This window comes from Mesorhizobium sp. HAY1-8B (genome assembly GCF_056868045.1).
The window spans coordinates 2,422,617-2,440,157 of sequence record NZ_CP200321.1; the positions used below are offsets into that span (position 1 = coordinate 2,422,617).

General features: G+C 61.1%; 14 protein-coding genes. 12 read left to right on the forward strand and 2 right to left on the reverse strand.

All coding sequences use genetic code 11. The annotated features are described in order from the left end of the window. Positions 1–38: 38 nt before the first annotated feature. From AC1VON_RS11495 to AC1VON_RS11530, 8 genes are all read left to right on the forward strand, one after another. On the forward strand, positions 39–1,175 hold the full coding sequence (locus AC1VON_RS11495; RefSeq protein WP_483122212.1) for a DegT/DnrJ/EryC1/StrS family aminotransferase: 1,137 nt from the start codon (positions 39–41) through the stop codon (positions 1,173–1,175). Further along, positions 1,172–1,846: a sugar transferase gene (locus tag AC1VON_RS11500; RefSeq protein ID WP_483122214.1), complete on the forward strand. Its 675-nt coding sequence runs from the start codon at positions 1,172–1,174 to the stop codon at positions 1,844–1,846. The genes AC1VON_RS11495 and AC1VON_RS11500 overlap by 4 nt, the downstream gene beginning before the upstream one ends. Before the next feature lie 45 nt (positions 1,847–1,891). After that, complete coding sequence (locus tag AC1VON_RS11505; RefSeq protein WP_140774881.1) at positions 1,892–2,896, forward strand: NAD-dependent epimerase/dehydratase family protein; 1,005 nt, start codon at positions 1,892–1,894, stop codon at positions 2,894–2,896. After that, positions 2,893–4,161 (forward strand): hypothetical protein, encoded by a 1,269-nt coding sequence (locus AC1VON_RS11510; protein ID WP_483126313.1) that lies wholly within the window; start codon positions 2,893–2,895, stop codon positions 4,159–4,161. The genes AC1VON_RS11505 and AC1VON_RS11510 overlap by 4 nt, the downstream gene beginning before the upstream one ends. Then, positions 4,148–5,407, forward strand: coding sequence for a polysaccharide biosynthesis/export family protein (locus AC1VON_RS11515; protein WP_483122217.1), 1,260 nt, complete (start codon positions 4,148–4,150; stop codon positions 5,405–5,407). Before AC1VON_RS11510 ends, AC1VON_RS11515 begins: the two co-directional genes overlap by 14 nt. Before the next feature lie 82 nt (positions 5,408–5,489). Next, entirely contained in the window at positions 5,490–6,407 is a 918-nt protein-coding gene (locus tag AC1VON_RS11520) for a class I SAM-dependent methyltransferase (RefSeq protein WP_483122218.1), read from the forward strand. 417 nt (positions 6,408–6,824) lie between these two features. Continuing rightward, positions 6,825–8,537, forward strand: a complete 1,713-nt coding sequence (locus AC1VON_RS11525; RefSeq protein WP_483122219.1) for a type I secretion system permease/ATPase — start codon at positions 6,825–6,827, stop codon at positions 8,535–8,537. Between the two features lie 26 nt (positions 8,538–8,563). After that, positions 8,564–9,907 (forward strand): HlyD family type I secretion periplasmic adaptor subunit, encoded by a 1,344-nt coding sequence (locus AC1VON_RS11530; RefSeq protein WP_483126314.1) that lies wholly within the window; start codon positions 8,564–8,566, stop codon positions 9,905–9,907. A 43-nt stretch (positions 9,908–9,950) separates the two neighbouring features. Here AC1VON_RS11530 and AC1VON_RS11535 read toward each other — a convergent pair whose 3' ends face one another. Continuing rightward, the gene (locus AC1VON_RS11535) at positions 9,951–11,396 is read right to left on the reverse strand and encodes a coiled-coil domain-containing protein (RefSeq protein WP_172352065.1); all 1,446 of its coding nucleotides are present in this window, start codon (positions 11,394–11,396) and stop codon (positions 9,951–9,953) included. A 582-nt stretch (positions 11,397–11,978) separates the two neighbouring features. Between AC1VON_RS11535 and glmS the strand changes: the two genes are divergently transcribed. The 4 genes from glmS (at position 11,979) to AC1VON_RS11555 (ending at position 16,451) form a co-directional block, all read left to right on the forward strand. Further along, positions 11,979–13,802, forward strand: coding sequence for a glutamine--fructose-6-phosphate transaminase (isomerizing) (gene glmS, locus AC1VON_RS11540; RefSeq protein WP_483122221.1), 1,824 nt, complete (start codon positions 11,979–11,981; stop codon positions 13,800–13,802). Between the two features lie 594 nt (positions 13,803–14,396). After that, complete coding sequence (locus tag AC1VON_RS11545; RefSeq protein ID WP_483122223.1) at positions 14,397–15,365, forward strand: ABC transporter substrate-binding protein; 969 nt, start codon at positions 14,397–14,399, stop codon at positions 15,363–15,365. After that, a complete protein-coding gene (locus tag AC1VON_RS11550; RefSeq protein WP_483122225.1) occupies positions 15,362–16,078 on the forward strand; it encodes a L,D-transpeptidase in 717 nt (238 codons plus the stop codon). Before AC1VON_RS11545 ends, AC1VON_RS11550 begins: the two co-directional genes overlap by 4 nt. 43 nt (positions 16,079–16,121) lie before the next feature. Then, a complete protein-coding gene (locus AC1VON_RS11555; protein WP_246740769.1) occupies positions 16,122–16,451 on the forward strand; it encodes a hypothetical protein in 330 nt (109 codons plus the stop codon). A gap of 201 nt (positions 16,452–16,652) precedes the next feature. Here AC1VON_RS11555 and AC1VON_RS11560 read toward each other — a convergent pair whose 3' ends face one another. After that, positions 16,653–17,495 carry a LysR substrate-binding domain-containing protein gene (locus AC1VON_RS11560; protein ID WP_172352063.1) on the reverse strand — a complete coding sequence of 281 codons (843 nt, stop codon included), beginning with the start codon at positions 17,493–17,495 and terminating at the stop codon, positions 16,653–16,655. Positions 17,496–17,541 lie beyond the last annotated feature (46 nt).

The window sequence follows — 17,541 nt, forward strand, 5'->3', positions numbered from 1 at the left end:
AGAGGCCGAACCAGCAAATAACAGTTCAGGAGGTCAAGATGCTCTTGGTGAGCGCACCAATTCTAGGTGTACCGGAGAAGGTAGCCCTATCGAAGGTGATTGATAGCGGCTGGCTTACCATGGGAGAGCGGGTACAAGCTTTCGAACAGGCCTTCGCCGGCATCCATGGCGCGCAGGATTGCGTTGCGGTCGGTTCTTGCACCGCGGCGCTTCATCTCATCCTGTATGCGCTGGGAATCGGCCCGGGCGACGAGGTACTGGTTCCGTCACTGACCTTCGTGGCGACCGCGAATGCCGTGCTGTATGTCGGGGCCACGCCGGTCTTTGTCGATATCGAGTCGGCCGACGTGCCGCTGATGTCACTCGCGGAGGCCGAAGCGCGGTGCACGCCACGCACAAAGGCGGTCATTCTCGTTCACTTCGCGGGCTACCTTCCCAATCGGGAACAATGGCAGCGTTTCGCCCGAACTAGAGGGCTGCATATCATCGAAGATGCCGCGCATGCTCCCGGCCTGAGGGAAGTGGGGACATTCGGCGCAGCCGCTGCCTTCAGCTTCTATGGCAACAAGAACATGACAACGGCCGAAGGGGGCGCCGTGATTGCGCGCGACCCCGATCTGCTCGACAGGATTCGCCAGGCCCGAGGGCATGGCATGACCACCGGGACACATCAGCGGCTGAACAGTCGTACGCCGCAATATGATGTCACCATGCTCGGGTTCAACTACCGCATGGATGAGCTGCGGGCGGCGATCGGACTGGTTCAGCTGCAGAACCTGCAGGAGTGGAACGAAATCAGGCGCATCCTGGCCGTACTATACCGGCGCCTCATCGCGGAACGCTGCCCTGCCGTGACAGTTCCCTTCGGCGAACCCCGGACGTCGGCTCACCACATCATGCCGATCCTTCTGCCGCGCTATGCGAGGCGGCAGGATGTTATCGACGAACTGCGGACGCTGGGGATACAGACCACGATTCATTATCCGCCGGTGCATCAGATGACGTTCTATCGTGAGCGTTATCCCGACACCCATTTGCCGCGTACAGAGGATTTTGCCCAGCGAGAGCTGACAATTCCACTGCACCCCCAGATCACGTCACCTGTCGCAGAAGCAGTTGTGGCTGCGCTGGCAGCCGCGCTTAACAGCGGCGCTCAGACAGGAACCGCGGCATGAATGCATCAGACCTTTCCCTTCACCGGCGTCTCGTCTCAAGCCCCACGCATGGCTTCGTGAGACGTTCGATCGATCTCACGGTCGCCGGCGCCGCGTTCGTCATTTTGGCGCCGCTGATGCTGCTGATTGCCGTGGCGCTTCTGCTCGAAGGTGGCCGGTCCGTCTTGTTCGTGCAAACCCGTATGGGCGCCGGCGGCCAACCCTTCCGCATGTACAAATTCCGCAAGTTCAGGGTGGACTGCAGCTCCCAAGGCCTCGCCCTGACCATGGTTGGCGACAGCCGCATGACGACGGTAGGCCGCTTCCTCGCCGCGACCAAACTCGACGAATTGCCGCAGCTATGGAATGTCCTCAAAGGCGAGATGGCGATCGTTGGGCCACGACCCGAGAGCCTGGCTTTCGCAGATTGCTTCCATGGTGGCCTGGAGGCGGTCCTGCGCTACAAACCCGGCCTGCTGGGCCCAACGCAGGTTCTTTTCCGGCACGAGGCGCGTTTGTTTCCCCAATCCGTGGATCCCATCCTTTTCTACCGGGAGGTCATGTTCCCGGCCAAGGCAAGACTCGACCTGTCCTACTATCCGCAGCGCACCATCGGCTCCGACATCATGTGGATGGCGCGCGGCTTCCTGGCGGTTGTCGGCTGGGTTCCATCACCGCCGATCGACGCATGAACCCCAAATGGAAAGCGCTCCATCAAGCCAACGGAATGCGTAGTCATGAGCTACAATGGCAAGAAAGTTCTGGTGACAGGCGCGGATGGATTTATCGGTTCGCATCTCACCGAAGCGCTTGTTCGCAACGGGGCGGATGTCACGGCCCTAGCGCTCTACAATTCCTTCGACAGCCATGGGTGGCTGGACGATTTGCCGGACAACATCCGCAGCCGGCTGAAGCTCGTCCGCGGTGACGTCCGCGACAGCGCGTTCCTGAACCGAATCATGCGTGGCCAGGCCGTTGTGTTTCATCTGGCTGCCCTCATTGCGATTCCATACTCCTATGCGGCCGCCCAGTCTTATGTGGAAACCAACATCCTGGGCACGGTGAACGTGCTCGAAGCGGCGCGTCAATGGGAGACGGAGCGGGTGGTGCATACCTCCACGAGCGAGGTCTACGGAACCGCCCAGACCATGCCCATTCGCGAAACGCATCCGCTGCAGGGACAGTCACCCTATTCGGCATCCAAGATCGGCGCCGACATGATGGCGGAGTCCTACGCCAGGTCGTTTGATGTTCCGGTCGTCATCATGCGGCCCTTCAACACATATGGTCCTCGCCAGAGTGAGCGCGCCATCGTGCCGACCATCATCCGGCAGGCCCTCGACCCGAACTGCCCGGCGATCATGGTCGGTGATACGAGCCCGATCCGTGACCTGACCTTTGTCGAAGACACCGCCGCGGCGTTCCTGACGGCCGGCTTGGCGGGGCTCGAATTCGGCCACGCCTACAATGCCGGCAGCCAACGCGCCGTGACCATCTCCGACGTATTGGACCTCGTCCTCGAATTGAGCGGTTCCAAAAAGCCGGTCCATCGCGACGAAAGCCGTTTGCGGCCGCAAAATTCGGAGGTTCGCGCCCTGCTCGCCGATTCCTCGCGCTTTGAAAGCGAGACGGGATGGCGGGCGCAGACCAGTCTGCGCGATGGGCTCGAGCGGACGATCGCATGGTGGCGCGCGCGCCTTGGCGAAGGCCGGGTACGGCGCGAAAAGGGCTATATGACATGATCCTGCTGCGCCGGCATGTGGTGGCACTGTTGCTGATTGCCGGTGCCGTGTTCCTGAACTTCTACATGGCCGGCGGTCGGGCAAGCAACGCATCGGGGCCGCCGGTGGCGGCCAACCTTCCGGACTATCTCCGTGAAACAAGGGATCCGGCGTCGGGCACGGTCTTCCTACGGATCACAGGACCCGGAGTTCTCGGCCTGGCCGGTGTATGCGGGACGAAATACTGCACTCACCGCTACTCAAGCGCACAGGCTTGGAATGCCGACCAGAGCCTTCTTTTGATCGTCAATGGTTGCGGTGGCATGTGCTTTCTCGACGGGCACAGCTACGTCCCATTGTTCCACCGCGACCGCTCGATTGAATGCGAATGGCATCCCAGGGATCCCCGGCTGATGATCTGCGTTGCCGGCCGGCAGATTTCAACCTGGGCGCCACGCACCGACCAGGAGGACGTCGTGTTCGCCTCGTCGGCCTACAGCAAGCTTCAGTTCGGGCCTAACAAAGGCAATCCGAGCCGCGATGGCAACCGCATTGCTGTGCGTGCGACGCGCAATGACGGCAAGGCGGTGGTCTTTGGCTACGACCTAAAGGAGCGGAAGAAGTTCCCGGATATCGATCTTGCCCAGCTTCCAGGAACCACCGGCTCCTGTTCGATCTCCCCGCTCGGGATCAACATTGTGTGCTCACAGGCATTGCCGGACGGCAATGAACCGAGCTTCATCTTTTCCATCGACGGCGTCCTGCGCCAGAAGTGGATGGAGCACCACCGGCCCGGTCACGGCGACATGACGGTCGATACCGACGGCAGCGAAATCTATGTCGGGATCAGCAAGTCGGAGCCCGACAAATATCAGGTGATCAAGCGCCGATTGGCTGACGGCAAGGTCACCTCGCTGATGAAATATGGCGAAGCCATGCATGCGTCGCTCAGGTCGCTCGACAGGCCGGGCTGGGTGTTTCTAAGCTATGGCGGCACGCCAGCCGAAATAGCGCAGCACCCGGATTGGGCGCCTTACGCCCAGCAGGTCATTGCACTGCGCTTGGACGGCAGCGGAGAGGTCCGCCGTGTCGTCGACACGCAAAACGCGCACTTCGATTACTGGAGCGAGACGCATGCCTCGCCGTCTCCTGATGGCTCACAGGTGATCTGGTCGAGCAATTGGGGCGTGCCCGGTGGCCCGGTATACGATTTCGTTTCCCGTCTTGAATGGCCTTCGGAGCCGGTGCCGAACCAGAAGGAGATTGTCGCAAATGGCCTTCACTAAACGAACCGTTCTTGCCTCGGTTGCCGGGATATTCCTGGCATCGATGGCTGCCGCCGGCGAGGTCGAGCCCTATCGCCTGTCACCTGGCGATACGGTCGAGATAGGGATAGCGCCAATTCCGGATCGGACGCAGCGAGCCGTGGTCCAGATGGACGGCAACATCGCCCTTCCCGAAGTCGGGATGGTTATGGTCGGAGGGTTGACCGCGTCCGAGTTGCAGAACCGCATGCAGACGCTTCTGCCGACCACGATCTTTCACGTGCGTTTGCCCGATGGACGAGAGCAGATGGTTGTCGTCAAACCAGGCGATATAACGGCCATCATCGCCGACTATCGTCCGATCTACGTGACGGGCGACGTGCTCACGCCGGGGCAGCAGGCCTACCGTCCGCTCATGACAGTGCGGCAGGCGCTCGCCGTCTCCGGCGGCTTCAGCCTCTTGCGGTCACGGGCGGGCCAGACCGGACCAGATCCGGTTGATCTCAGGCGCGATTACGAAACACTTTGGGGAGACTACACCAAAGAGTATTTTCACGCCGCCCGTCTCCGCGCCGAACTTCAGGACCAGGCGGATTTCGACAAGCAGACACCGCAGGGGTCACCTCTGTCGCCCAGCGTCGGGGCAGCGATCGCCCAGGCCGAGGAAGACGCGCTGAAGATTGCGCTGAGCGACTTCCAGCAGGAACAGGCTTTCCTTGAGAAGGGCCAGAAGGACGCGGCCGATCAAATCGAGCTTTTGCAGAAGCGCGAAGAGGTCGAGTCCGAGAGCGTGAAGGCGGATCAGGATGACCTGGCGAAAGTAACCAAGGCGTTCGAGGCAGGCAATCTGACCAACACCCGGCTCGCCGATGTCAGGCGCGCCTTGCTTCTCTCTTCAAGCGGCGCGCTGCAAACCTCGGTCGAGCTCATGAGAGCGCGGCGCCAGCAGGAGGATTATGTCAGGCAGCGCGAACGCAATGACAATCAGAGGAAAGTTGGCTTGCTAACGGATCTGAAGGACACCAATGCGCGGCTGGGGGATGTCACCACCAGACTCCGCGCCGCCAGCGAGAAGTTGCAACCGACCGGAGCATCCGCCCAGCCATTGCCGATTGCCGGTGAAACGATCCAGGCTCAAGTCACTATCGTGCGCAAGATAGGCGACGAGTGGCGCAAAATCTCGGCAGACGAAGATACGATTGTGATGCCGGGGGATACCGTCGAGGCCAAATTCAGCAGTGATCTGCAAAGTGCTGCAATCCAATAGGCGGCTTCAATCGCCGGCCGATAAAAGGGGGCTTGGGAAACTGTTCGATTGGAGGGTCGAACAAGCCGAATAGGAGATCCTGGTGAGGCTCAATTCCAAGCGAGATGCGAAGCGGAAATGGTTGACGAACACGGCTCGGATGGCTCAGCCGGCGGCCTATGCTGTCGATACGTCTTCGGCGGTTAGAATTCTCATAGCCGAGTCCCAACCCGGCAAGTCCGCGATTTGGCAGGACCTGGCGTCCGGCCAACAGATCCACACGCAGGGCGACCGAGCGTCGGACGACTACAGGGCCAGTCATTGCGCGCCGGGCTACGGCGCGCACTACAACATGACGCACGGGTCCGGCTATTACGGTGCGCTGTGGGACAAAATCGAAAGGCCCATGATCCTGGACGTTCTTCGCCCCATGGGCGGAGCCAATCGAAATTGTCTCGATTTTGCATGCGGAACAGGTCGCATCACCAACGTCGCGGCTGAGGTTTTCGGCGAGGTGGTCGGCGTCGACGTGTCCAGATCCATGCTTGCCTGCGCGCAAGTTCCGAGCAATGTGAAACTGCGCAACATCGATATGACGATGGAGTCCCTCGAAGAGACCTTTGATGTCGTAACCGCGTTTCGCTTCTTTCTGAACGCCGAGGATCAGCTGAAACGGGAGGCGCTGAAAGCGATAAACCAGCAGCTGAAGAATGGCGGACGGCTCGTGTGCAACGTTCATATGAATGCGACTTCGCCCATCGGCCTGGTTTGCCAACTGCTCAATTGGTCGCTTGGACGCACGGTTCGCAACACGCTAGGCGAAACAAGATTCAAGAAACTCCTGACCGCTTCGGGCTTCCTCGTGGAGGAGGTGATACCTTATGGCTATCTGCCTCGGCCGGGACGCCTCTTGCCGGGGATCTGTGAAGCATTGATCGAGCCCTTCGAGAAGCTATCCAGAACCCTGCGCGTTCCCGGACAACTGGCGCAGCATTTCCTGGTTATCGCGAGGAAGCACTAGAAAGCCGAGATCGCTCACTCAAATGGCGCAGTGACAAATGGTCAGTGAAACGGCCATGAGCCGGGCGCCGTGGCTTTGCCTCTGCGGCGATTCACCCTCGAAAAAAATGGTGCGGGTTCGATTTCGTTTGCCTGAAACGCGATCTGTACAGCCCTCCTTGCATCTTAAAACGGCAGTTTTCCCCCGGTTTAATGCGTCGATTCCCGGTTTTTCGGGCCAGCGTCACGATTTTGCTACATTTTGACCGAAGGCCACGTACGTTAGTGGGGCGTAATATTATAAGGCAAAAAGGGAAACGCTCCTGAAAACCAAAAAATTGTTGATGGCCGGCGGAGCCAGTGAACCTGCCCGACGACTTCTTACCGGAGGTCGCAAGCCATGAGCCTTGGTGGAAACTCGCCCGATCTGCGTGGCGCTATGCTTGGCGCCGCGCCCGCACTGGTAGGCGTTGGCGTGTTCTCGGCGGTCATAAACATTCTTGCGCTGACCGGCTCCGTCTACATGCTGCAAGTCTACGACCGCGTTCTGCCTTCGCAGAGCATTCCGACGCTGGTCGGATTTACGATCGGGATGCTGGGCCTTTACGCGGTCTACGGCCTGCTGGATTTCGTGCGGCTTCGCCTCCTGGTGCGAATCGGCAATCGCCTCCATAAGACTCTGCAGCAGAGGGTCTTCGGCCTCTCATTGTCCTTGCCGCTCATCGGCGGGCAGGACGCGAGCCGGGTACAACCGCTTCGTGACCTGGATCAGTTGCGCGGTTTCCTTTCCGGATTGGGGCCGACTGTCGTCTTCGACGCACCATGGATACCGTTTTATCTGCTGGTCATCTTTCTTTTGCATCCTTCGCTCGGTCTGCTGGCGACGGGCGGCGCGATTGTTGTCGTGCTGCTCACGGTTGTCGCGGAAATCCTTGGCCGCGGCCCAGCCGCGCGCGCGTCCGAGACGCTTGTGTCACAACGCAACCTTGCCGACTCTGGCCGCCGCAATGCGGAAGTTGTCCGCGCGATGGGCCTTTCCGGGCGGCTTGCCCGCCGTTGGGGTGAGGTCAATCACGCATATCTCGCGCACCAGGAACGCCTTTCCGACATCGTCGGCGCCACCGGTTCAACGTCGAGGGCGCTGCGGATGGCCTTGCAGTCCTGCGTCCTGGGACTTGGTGCCTATCTCGTGATCGGAGGTGAAGCGTCGCCCGGCGTGATCATAGCATCATCCATATTGCTGGGCCGCTCGTTGGCCCCGGTTGACGCGGCGATGGCAAACTGGAGAGGGTTTGTGGCGTTCCGTCAGAGCTATTCCCAGCTGGCAAGGGCGCTGACCGCCTTCGGCAGCCATGACGAGCTCATGGAGCTGCCAGCCCCGCAGGCGATGCTTGCGGTCGAGGAACTGACAATAGCTCCGCCAGGCCAGCAAAGACCGACCGTGGCCAATGTCAGTTTCCGCCTGCAGGGGGGCGCGGGAATGGCGATCGTCGGCCCAAGCGGTTCTGGGAAAACGACACTTGTGCGCGCGCTGGTGGGCGTGTGGCAGCCGCTTCGCGGAACGGTAAGGCTGGACGAAGCCTCGCTCGACCAATGGGGTCACGAACAACTTGGCGCCCATATCGGCTACCTGCCGCAAGATGTTGAACTGTTTGATGGAACGGTTGCCGACAATATTTCGAGATTTGGCGGTAAGGGCGACGCCAAGGGCGTGCTGGCAGCCGCCAGGGCGGCGGGCGTCGACAAGATGATCATGCGATTGCCGAATGGATTCCAAACACGCGTAGGCGAGGGAGGGGCAGCCCTTTCGGCCGGACAAAGACAACTCGTTGGGCTTGCCAGGGCACTTTATGGCGAGCCGTTTCTTGTCGTCCTCGACGAACCGAATTCAAACCTGGACGTCGATGGCGATGCCGCCCTGGCCGGCGCGATCCTGGCGGTGCGCCAGCGCGGAGGCATAGTCATCGTCGTTGCGCACCGTCCTTCCGCCCTCACCAATATCGACAAGGTGCTCGTAATGTCGAATGGGACGCTTCACTCCTTCGGCTCGCGCGAGGAGGTCCTGGCCAACGTTATCCGGCCCTTCCCCTCGCCTGCTGAACGGCCAGCGTCGGTTGTCCCGATGCAGAAGGGAGTAAGCGGTCATGCGTGAGGTGCTGCTCCGTGTCTGACGCGACGATGTTTTCATACGTGCCACTCGGCGATGCGAGCCGAAGGACCGAGGCGAATTCGGCCGAGGCGCGGGATGATATCCGGGCCAACCTGATCCTGGGCGCCGCGATCACAGCCCTGTTGATTGTCGGCGGCGGGCTTTGGCTCGGCTTGACCAAGATCGCCGGCGCGGTGATTGCGCCTGCCACCGTGGTGGTCGAGAGCAACATAAAGAAAGTCCAGCATCTGACCGGCGGCACGATCGGGGGCATCTTCGCGCAAGATGGCGATCATGTCCGGGCTGGCGATGTGGTGGCCAGGCTGGACGACACGCTGACGCGGGCCAACCTGCAGATAATCACTGAGGATCTCGATCGCGCCACCGTTCGACTTGCACGGTTGGAGGCCGAGCGACAAGGCCTGTCGGAGATGCAGCTTCCTTCCGGCCTTCAGACACGGATGGGCGACCCGGAACTGGCCGCACTCGTCAATGGCGAGCGCGCCCTGTTTGAAAGCCGCGCCGCGGCGTTGACGGGGCAGAAGGCACAGTTGCAAAGTCGCTCAAAGCAACTCGAGCGTCAGATCGATGGCCTCAAGGCACAGCAGACCGCAGAAGACCAATCCGTGGTCTTGCTGGATGGAGATCTTGCCGACGTCCAGGCGCTTTTCTCAAAAAAATTGGTGTCCAAGGAGCGACTGAGCAACATCAGATTGGATGCCACCCGGGCGCACGGAGAGTCAGGGCGCCTCGCGGCGGCGGTTGCCGAGGCGCAGGCCCGGATCAGCGAGACCGAACTGCAAATTCTTCAGCTCGATGAACAGAGGCGCAGTGAGGTGACCAGCGAACTTCGCGAAACCGAAGCCAAGCAGACCGAACTCGAAGAGCGCAAGGTTGTGGCGCAAGACGAATTGACCAAAACCACCATCCGCGCTCCGCAATCGGGAACGGTGCAGGAATCCTCTATCCACACAATCGGCGGCGTCATCGCTCCCGGCGAAGTGCTCATGATGATTGTCCCCGACACCGACAACCTCGTCGTCGACGCGCTGATTCCGCCGTCGCGCATAGATGATATTCGTCCCGGCCAGCGGGTCTCGATCCGGTTTCCCGCTTTCGACGCCGGCACCACGCCTGCTTGCCAGGGATCGGTCAAGCGCATCTCGGCGGACCTGATCAAGGATCAACAAAAACAGCTTTCGTATTTCTCGGCGCGTATCAATGTCGAGAACAAGACAGCCTGCCTGACCGATGCCAAAGTGCTCAAACCAGGTATGCCGGCAGAGGTTCATATAAGCACGGACGAACGCAGCGTCTGGTCTTATCTGCTGAAGCCTCTTACGGATCAGATGTCGAGGGCTTTCCGTCAATGACGTGAGGATCATTGGAGGCGGGCCGCGAATATGGGCAGCCCTCCTATGATGCGGTGAGCGCCCTCCGACGAACGCGGCGCATGGAGCGCGCTGTTCGCTCCACCGTCACGGGAACCTTGGCGGCATCGCTCTTGTGCGGCAAGGCGTTCGTTGCCTTCGTCGTCGCATGGAGCCTCTCAAGAGGCAGGAGTTCCCTGATCCGGGCGTTGACCGATGCAATTTCGGTCCTCAGGTCTTCGCATTCCTGCCGGCGGACATCGAGTTGAATCTGATCGGACGCCTGCTGCAGGGAAAGCTGTGAAAAATTGGCGGTTATCTTCGAAAGGTTCAGCTTGTCGGTTTCGGCTTCCTTGGTGAGAGCAGCCAACCTTTCATCCGCGACCTGCTTCTCCGCCACGGCCTCGCTCCATTGAAGCCTGAGCTTGGCGAGTTCGTTCGAGGCTTCGCTGTTTGCGTTTGATGCGAGTTCCAGTCGCGAACGGAGGTTCTGAATCTCGGAACGCGATCCTCGAATCTCGGCACGGCAGCGTTCGATCTCGGCGTTCTTCTCCGCTTCCATGATACGGGCGGCTTCCGTCATCTCGGACAGTTTCGCCTGGGCGACCTCAAGCGACGTATGGAGTCGTGTCGCTTCCTTTTCGCTCTTGCCAAGTGCAGCCAGCAATTCGGAATTTCGTGCCGCTTCGTTGGCATGGATCGTGGAAAACCCGTCGAGCCTGTGCCGCGCCTCGTCTTCCCGCTTCAGCGCTTTCTCCAGGTCGATCGACAGGCTGACATTCTTTTCACGCAGCTGTTTGTTTTCGCGCGCGCGTCTGTCGGCCTCGACCGTTGCAGCCGCAAGTGCGTTCGTGAGGTCTCCGAATTCCGCTTCGTTCTTTGCGTTCGTGTTCGCTGCCTCCACGAGTTCCAGCCTTGCCCCGGCCAATGCGCCGCGAAGCGCCTCACAGTCTTGAACCAGGCTTGCCTCGCGCTGCTGCAAGGCCTCCACAATGCCTTCCCGCTCATGCTGCCTTCGGTTCAGGTCATTGAGCCTGTCCGACAGGCTCCTTTGCTCCGCGGTCAGGTTCAGATTAGCCAGTTCCAGTTCGTTGGCTCGCAGAATGTCGGCGTGAAGAATGTGGAACAATTCGCGGGTCAGGTGATGCGTGCTTGCGATCTCCGACAGTTTCGCGTTGATCTCCTCGAAATGGAGCTTCGCATCGCGAAACAGCCCATCAAACGAAGTCAAGGCAGCCATACGACTCTGCGTATGAGAGGTCAGTCGTCGCGCGGGTTCCGCAGTGACGGCACCGTCTTCGGTTTGGGCGCTGTTGTCCTGTTCGCTGTTGTCCTCTTGCATGGGCGTCTCGCCAGCGACGGCATCCCTTGCCTGTTCTGACAGATCGGACAAACCAAGGCACTCGTCGACGGCGTTCGCCAAGTCAGCTTCGAGGTCCTCGAAGGACTTCTCGGCGTTGTCGGCACGCCTGATCAGGTCTCTGAACTTCATGCCCTACATCTCCCTTCAGCATGCCTGGATCGAGCAAGGCGAGGATTAAGCTTCTCTTTTGTACCGAGAGGTCAGTTCGGCGTCTTCGTGCAATCAAACGATGCCGAGCACCAGCGATTTCAGCGCCTTAACAGCGAGGAGTGGTCGAAAATTGTGAGCGACAGGCCAAGTTTTGTTCATCTCCTGCGGGACTCAGTGCCGCTCGCTTGCCGGCATCCGGGGCAGTCCGGGCCCCATGTAGATCAAGCGGCCCGACAGCCTCTTGGAGGGGGGCATCAGGCGGCCGGGCCTAACCGGCTGTTGGGTGTGTTTTGGTTTGCCGGCTGAGTCAACATGCGCCTCGACTGGCGGAAGCGCATCATTCGAACGAACTGCCCGTCTTCAGGTGTTTCGTGGCCGACCACGTAGGCTCCGCCACGGAACTACGCCCTCTTGGGCGACTTCGGACTTCAAGCGCGACAGTTCAGCTTTGATTAAGTCCATGGGCTCCTTCAAATGAACGATCAGCCCGTGGTCGGTCAGGGATAACATGGCTCTTGTGTGCAATGGGGCTGGAATTCTGCAGGCTATGGGGGCAAAGCCATGTGCGGTATCGTTGGAATCGTCGGCCACTCGCAGGTTGCGCCGCTCATCGTCGACGCGCTGAAGCGGCTCGAATATCGCGGTTATGACTCGGCCGGCGTGGCCGCCATCGAGAAGGGTGAGCTTGGCCGCCGTCGCGCCGAGGGCAAGCTGATCAACCTCGAACGCCGGCTCAAGGACGAGCCGCTGGACGGCACGATCGGCATCGGCCACACGCGCTGGGCGACCCATGGCGTGCCCAACGAGACCAATGCGCATCCGCATTTTTCCGACGGTGTCGCCATCGTCCACAACGGCATCATCGAGAATTTCGCCGAACTGCGCGATGAACTGACGCGCGACGGCTATTCCTTCTCCTCGCAGACCGACACCGAGGTCGTCGCGCATCTGGTGGCGCGCGAACTGGCCAGGGGGCGCAAGCCCGTCGAGGCGGCGCACCAGGCGCTGAAGCGGCTCGAAGGCGCCTTTGCGCTGGCCATCATGTTCAAGGGCGACGAAGACCTGATCGTCGGCGCCCGCAACGGCCCGCCACTGGCCGTCGGCCATGGCGACGGCGAGATGTTTCTGGGTTCCGACGCCATTGCGCTGGCGCCCTTCACCAATTCCATCACCTATCTCGAGGACGGCGACTGGGCGGTGGTGCGCCGCGACAGCGTCGCCATCTTCGACATTGACGGCAGACAAGTCGAGCGCAAGCGCCAGCAGTCGCTGTCGACCTCCTTCATGGTCGACAAGGGCAACCGGCGCCATTTCATGGAGAAGGAGATCCATGAGCAGCCCGAGGTGATCTCGCATACGCTGGCGCATTATGTGGATTTCGTCTCCGGCGTCTCCAAACCGCTCGACCTGCCGTTCGACTTTGCCAAGATCGGCCGGCTGGCGATCTCGGCCTGCGGCACCGCCTATCTCGCCGGCCTGATCGGCAAATACTGGTTCGAGCGCTATGCGCGGCTGCCGGTCGACATCGATGTCGCCTCGGAGTTCCGCTACCGCGAGATGCCGCTGTCGGCCAACGATGCCGCCTTCTTCATCTCGCAGTCGGGCGAGACCGCCGACACGCTGGCCTCGCTGCGCTACTGCCGCAAGGCCGGCATGAAGATCGGCGCCGTCGTCAATGTTCGGGAATCGACCATGGCGCGCGAATCCGATGTCGTGCTGCCGACACTTGCCGGACCGGAGATCGGCGTCGCCTCGACCAAGGCCTTCACCTGCCAGCTCTCGGTGCTGGCATCGCTTGCGGTGCGGGCCGGCGTGGCACGCGGCACGATTTCGAAGGATGAGGAGAAAACCCTGGTGCGGGCGCTTTCGGAAGCGCCGCGCTATGCCAACCAGGTGCTCAAGCTCGAAGAGCAGATCGAGCGCATCGCGCGGGACCTGTCACGCTACTCCGATGTGCTCTATCTCGGCCGCGACACCAATTTCCCGCTGGCCATGGAAGGCGCGCTGAAGCTCAAGGAAATCTCCTACATCCATGCCGAAGGCTATGCGGCGGGCGAGCTGAAGCACGGGCCGATCGCGCTGATCGACGAGAACATGCCGGTCATCGTGATCGCGCCGCATGACCGCATCTTCGAGAAGACCGTGTCCAACATGCAGGAAGTGGCGGCGCGCGGCGGCAAGATCATCCTGATCACCGACAGCAAGGGGGCGGCACAGGCGAGCGTGAAGACGATGGAGACGATCATCCTGCCGGACGTGCCCGAAATCATCTCGCCGATCATCTATGCGCTGCCGATCCAGATGCTGGCCTATTTCACCGCCGTCTTCATGGGCACCGACGTCGACCAGCCCCGCAACCTGGCGAAATCGGTCACGGTGGAGTGACGGCGATGTCGCGCTTTCCAAGGCAGGCCGCACCACCCGGCAGCTGCTGAACGATCCAGCACAACGCCCTGATTTCCCATCCTGGTGGCGGAGGTGGATTTCGCGGAGGTTTCCACGGCAGCGGGAGGCTGCGTCGGCGGTGACGGCAATAGTGGTTGCTTCCGATCGACGACGTGCGTCGTGGTGGTGGTTGCAACTCCCGCTGCTTCCTGTGGGGCCGACGGCTGTTACTGTTACGTACTCCTTCGATGCAGCCTCAGATGCAAGCTTGGCAGCGACGCCAATCAGATCCGGGGCTCCGATGACCGTCGCGAAGCAATCCCTGCTCATCTTGGCTCCTCTGATGATTTCGACCGTCCACGTCACCGCGCAGGAGGAGCGCTGGCGCCGCTTGGCGGTAAGCGTTACTCTGTCCGTCGTGGATCCGAACACGCGACGCGACCTTCCGGGCCAGACAACAATCTGGTTGAAAGGTTGGAGGCACCTCCGGTGGCGATTGACGAACGAAACCAGCTGTCGATGAACTGCTCGCTCAGTGATTGGGTGTCTTCGAAAGGATTCCAACCAAAATGAGCACGTGAAGAGGATCACCTGATGGCCGATTTGGTGAAACTGGCATGGAAAGTGGCGGTGATTGCCTCGGCGCTTGTGCTCGGCGGCATTCCCTCGCACGCTGCCGACCTGGTTATTGCAATGCCGAACTGGTCGTCGGGCCAGGCGACGGCCAACATCCTGAAGGTGAGTCTCAAGAAGGAATTCGGGCTCGATGCGGATGTGGTGGAGATGGGCACCATGATCGCTTTCGCCGGTCTTGACTCCGGCCAGGTCGACATCCATCCGGAAGTCTGGCTGCCGAACCTCGACACCTTGGTCAAGAAGTATGTAACCCAGGCTGGAACGGTCGCGATCAGCCCGATCGGCGTCCCGGCCTGGCAGGGTATCTGCGCCAACAAGACAGCGGCCGACAAATACGGCTTCAAGGACATTTCCGACCTCGGTGATCCGAAGAAGACCGAGGCGCTCGACACGGACGGAGACGGCAAGGGCGAGATGTGGATTGGCGCCCAGACATGGTCGTCGACCACCATCGAGCGCATCCGCGCCAACAGCTACGGCTATGCCAAGAACCTGACGCTGCTCGAAATGCCGGAAGATGTCGGCATGGCGGCTGTCGATGCGGCGGAGGCCTCGGACCGGCCGATGGTCTTCGCTTGCTATGCGCCGCATGTGGTCTTCAAATTGCACGACATCGTGCGCCTGACGGAGCCACCATACGATGCCGCCAAATGGAAGATCGTCCTGCCGACGGAAGACCCGCAATGGCTTTCGAAATCGCACGCCGCCGTTGGCTGGGACACGGCCCACTACCACATCGCCTACGCGACCTCGTTGCGCAAGAAACATCCGGAGGTGGTTCGCTTCCTGGAGCGCGTCGACTTCAAGCCGGAGGAGGCGATCGAGATGAGCTACGCGCTCCAGGTCGAGCGGCAGGCGCCCTCTGCTTACGCCGAGCAATGGGTGGCCAGGAACGAGGCGCGCGTCGAAGGATGGGCCAAGCAATGACCAGACGCACAAAGACGAGGTTCGGCACGGACGCACGGGCGACGGGAACCGGCGGCAAGCATGCGGCAGGCCTAGCGGTTGTGCTGGCGCTGGGGCTGGCGTTTTCCACCTTGGCAGCGCTTGCCGCTGGAACGCAGGTCTACGATCCCAAGACGCGGCAGTGGACGGATTACAATCGCACCAAGGCCTACCAGTACTACAAGCTTCACAAGCAGGTGCCGGAATCCTTTCGCCCGCAGGTGGTCAAGTTCCGCACCGCCGAGCAGCCCGGCACCATCATCATCGACGGCAACCAGCACTTCCTCTATCTCGTCCAGCCCGGCCAGCAGGCGATCCGCTACGGCATCGGCGTGGGCAGGGAGGGCTTCGGATGGGCCGGCATCGTCAAGGTCGGGCGCATGGCGGAGTGGCCGACCTGGACACCGCCGGCCGAAATGGTTGCCCGGGATCCCAAAGCCCGGCCCTGGGCCAATGGCATGCCCGGTGGGCCCGACAATCCGCTCGGCGCGCGAGCGCTCTACCTCTATGAAGACGACCACGACACCATCTACCGCATCCACGGCACGCCCGAACCGTGGACCATTGGCCTGGACGTGTCTTCCGGATGCATCCGCATGAACAATGGCGACATCATCGATCTGCATTCCCGCATCAAGGTCGGGGCGAAAGTGATTGTGCTGATGCAGGGCGCGGCGCTCTACAAGGGTGTGTGATCAAGGACGGACGTATAGTTCGATAAACACAGGGGACAAGACCATGGTGACCGGCAGGCAGATCAGGATGAGGCACTGGGCCGTTCGCGGATCGGCCTCGATCGTCATCGCAACGGTTCTGGCGGCATGCCAAAGCGCGCCGACGCCCGACCAGATGTCGAGGACGACGGTCGAAACAGCACCGGCCGATCTCCAGCTTCTTTGTGCCGGCGCGGCGGCGAAAGCGGGCGGCGTCGATAGCGGCAAGGCGTTGCCGACCAGCTCGCGCAGGCTCGATTCCAAGAGCTTCCAGGTCGAACTGAACGTCGCGGGAAAGCCAACCAGCTGCATCGTCGATACCGACGGCAAAGTGGCGTCCGTCCAACCGGCCTGACTGTCAAGGGACGAAATGCGTCGAGGGGGGCGTCGATGATCGGGACGGATTGCACGGGCATGGTCGGCCGGGCTTCAGCCTTAACCGCCACCGCGTTTGATGCAACTTGAGCTTCGAAGTAAATATAACAAAAACAAAATCTTGATGTATTTGTGGACTCTGTCCAAAGACAACATCGGCTAATGTCACCTACGCTGCCGGTCAGCGCAGGCCTCTCACCTTGTTCAGAATATCATCCGAAAGCGCTGAGACGAGCGCCCTGTCGGCGCCCTTGCTCGGGATGAGGACGAATTCCACATCCTCCAACTGTGGCAGGCGGCCGATCTCCTTGAGGCCTGAAGGCGACATGCTTTGCGGTTGCACCAGAACCCCCATCCCGGCGCGTGCGGCGGCCGTCAGTCCGCTCAGGCTTCCGCATGTGCAGACAATGCGCCACGGCATGCGATGCCGCTCGAGCGCTTCCAGCGCGATGCTGCGCGTGACGCTCGGCGGGGGGAAGGCGATCAACGGCAAGGCCGCGAGCGACAGGACGTGTTCCGGATCGCGGGCGAGCCAGACAAGCGGCTCACGATAGACGAGCCGGCCACGGCTGTCGCCCAGCCGGCGCTTCGCCAGGACGAGATCGAGTTCGCCATTGTCCTGCATCTCGTAGAGCACGCCACTGAGAGCAACGGTCAGTTCGAGATCGACGGATGGGTGAGACCGGACGAAATCCTCCAGCACCAGTGGCAGACGGCTGGCAACCAGGTCCTCGGATACGCCGAGCCTCAATGTGCCGCGCAGCCTCTGCGCGGTGAACAGCGCCTGCACCTGCCCCTCTATGGACAACAGGGTCCGCGCATGGCCGAGCAGGGCTTCGCCGTCAGGCGTCAGCACCACCTTGTGCGTATCCCGGGCCAGCAACCGCCTGCCAATCGCGGCTTCCAGCTTGCTGATGTGCTGGCTGACGGTGGATTGCCCCAGTCCCAGCCTCTCGGCCGCGAAGGTAAAGCTTCCCATCTGCTGGACGGTGACGAAGCTGCGAAGTTGGACCAGATCGAGCACTGAAATCTCAAATCACGATAACTGTTATTTCTTGTATCCTATTTCA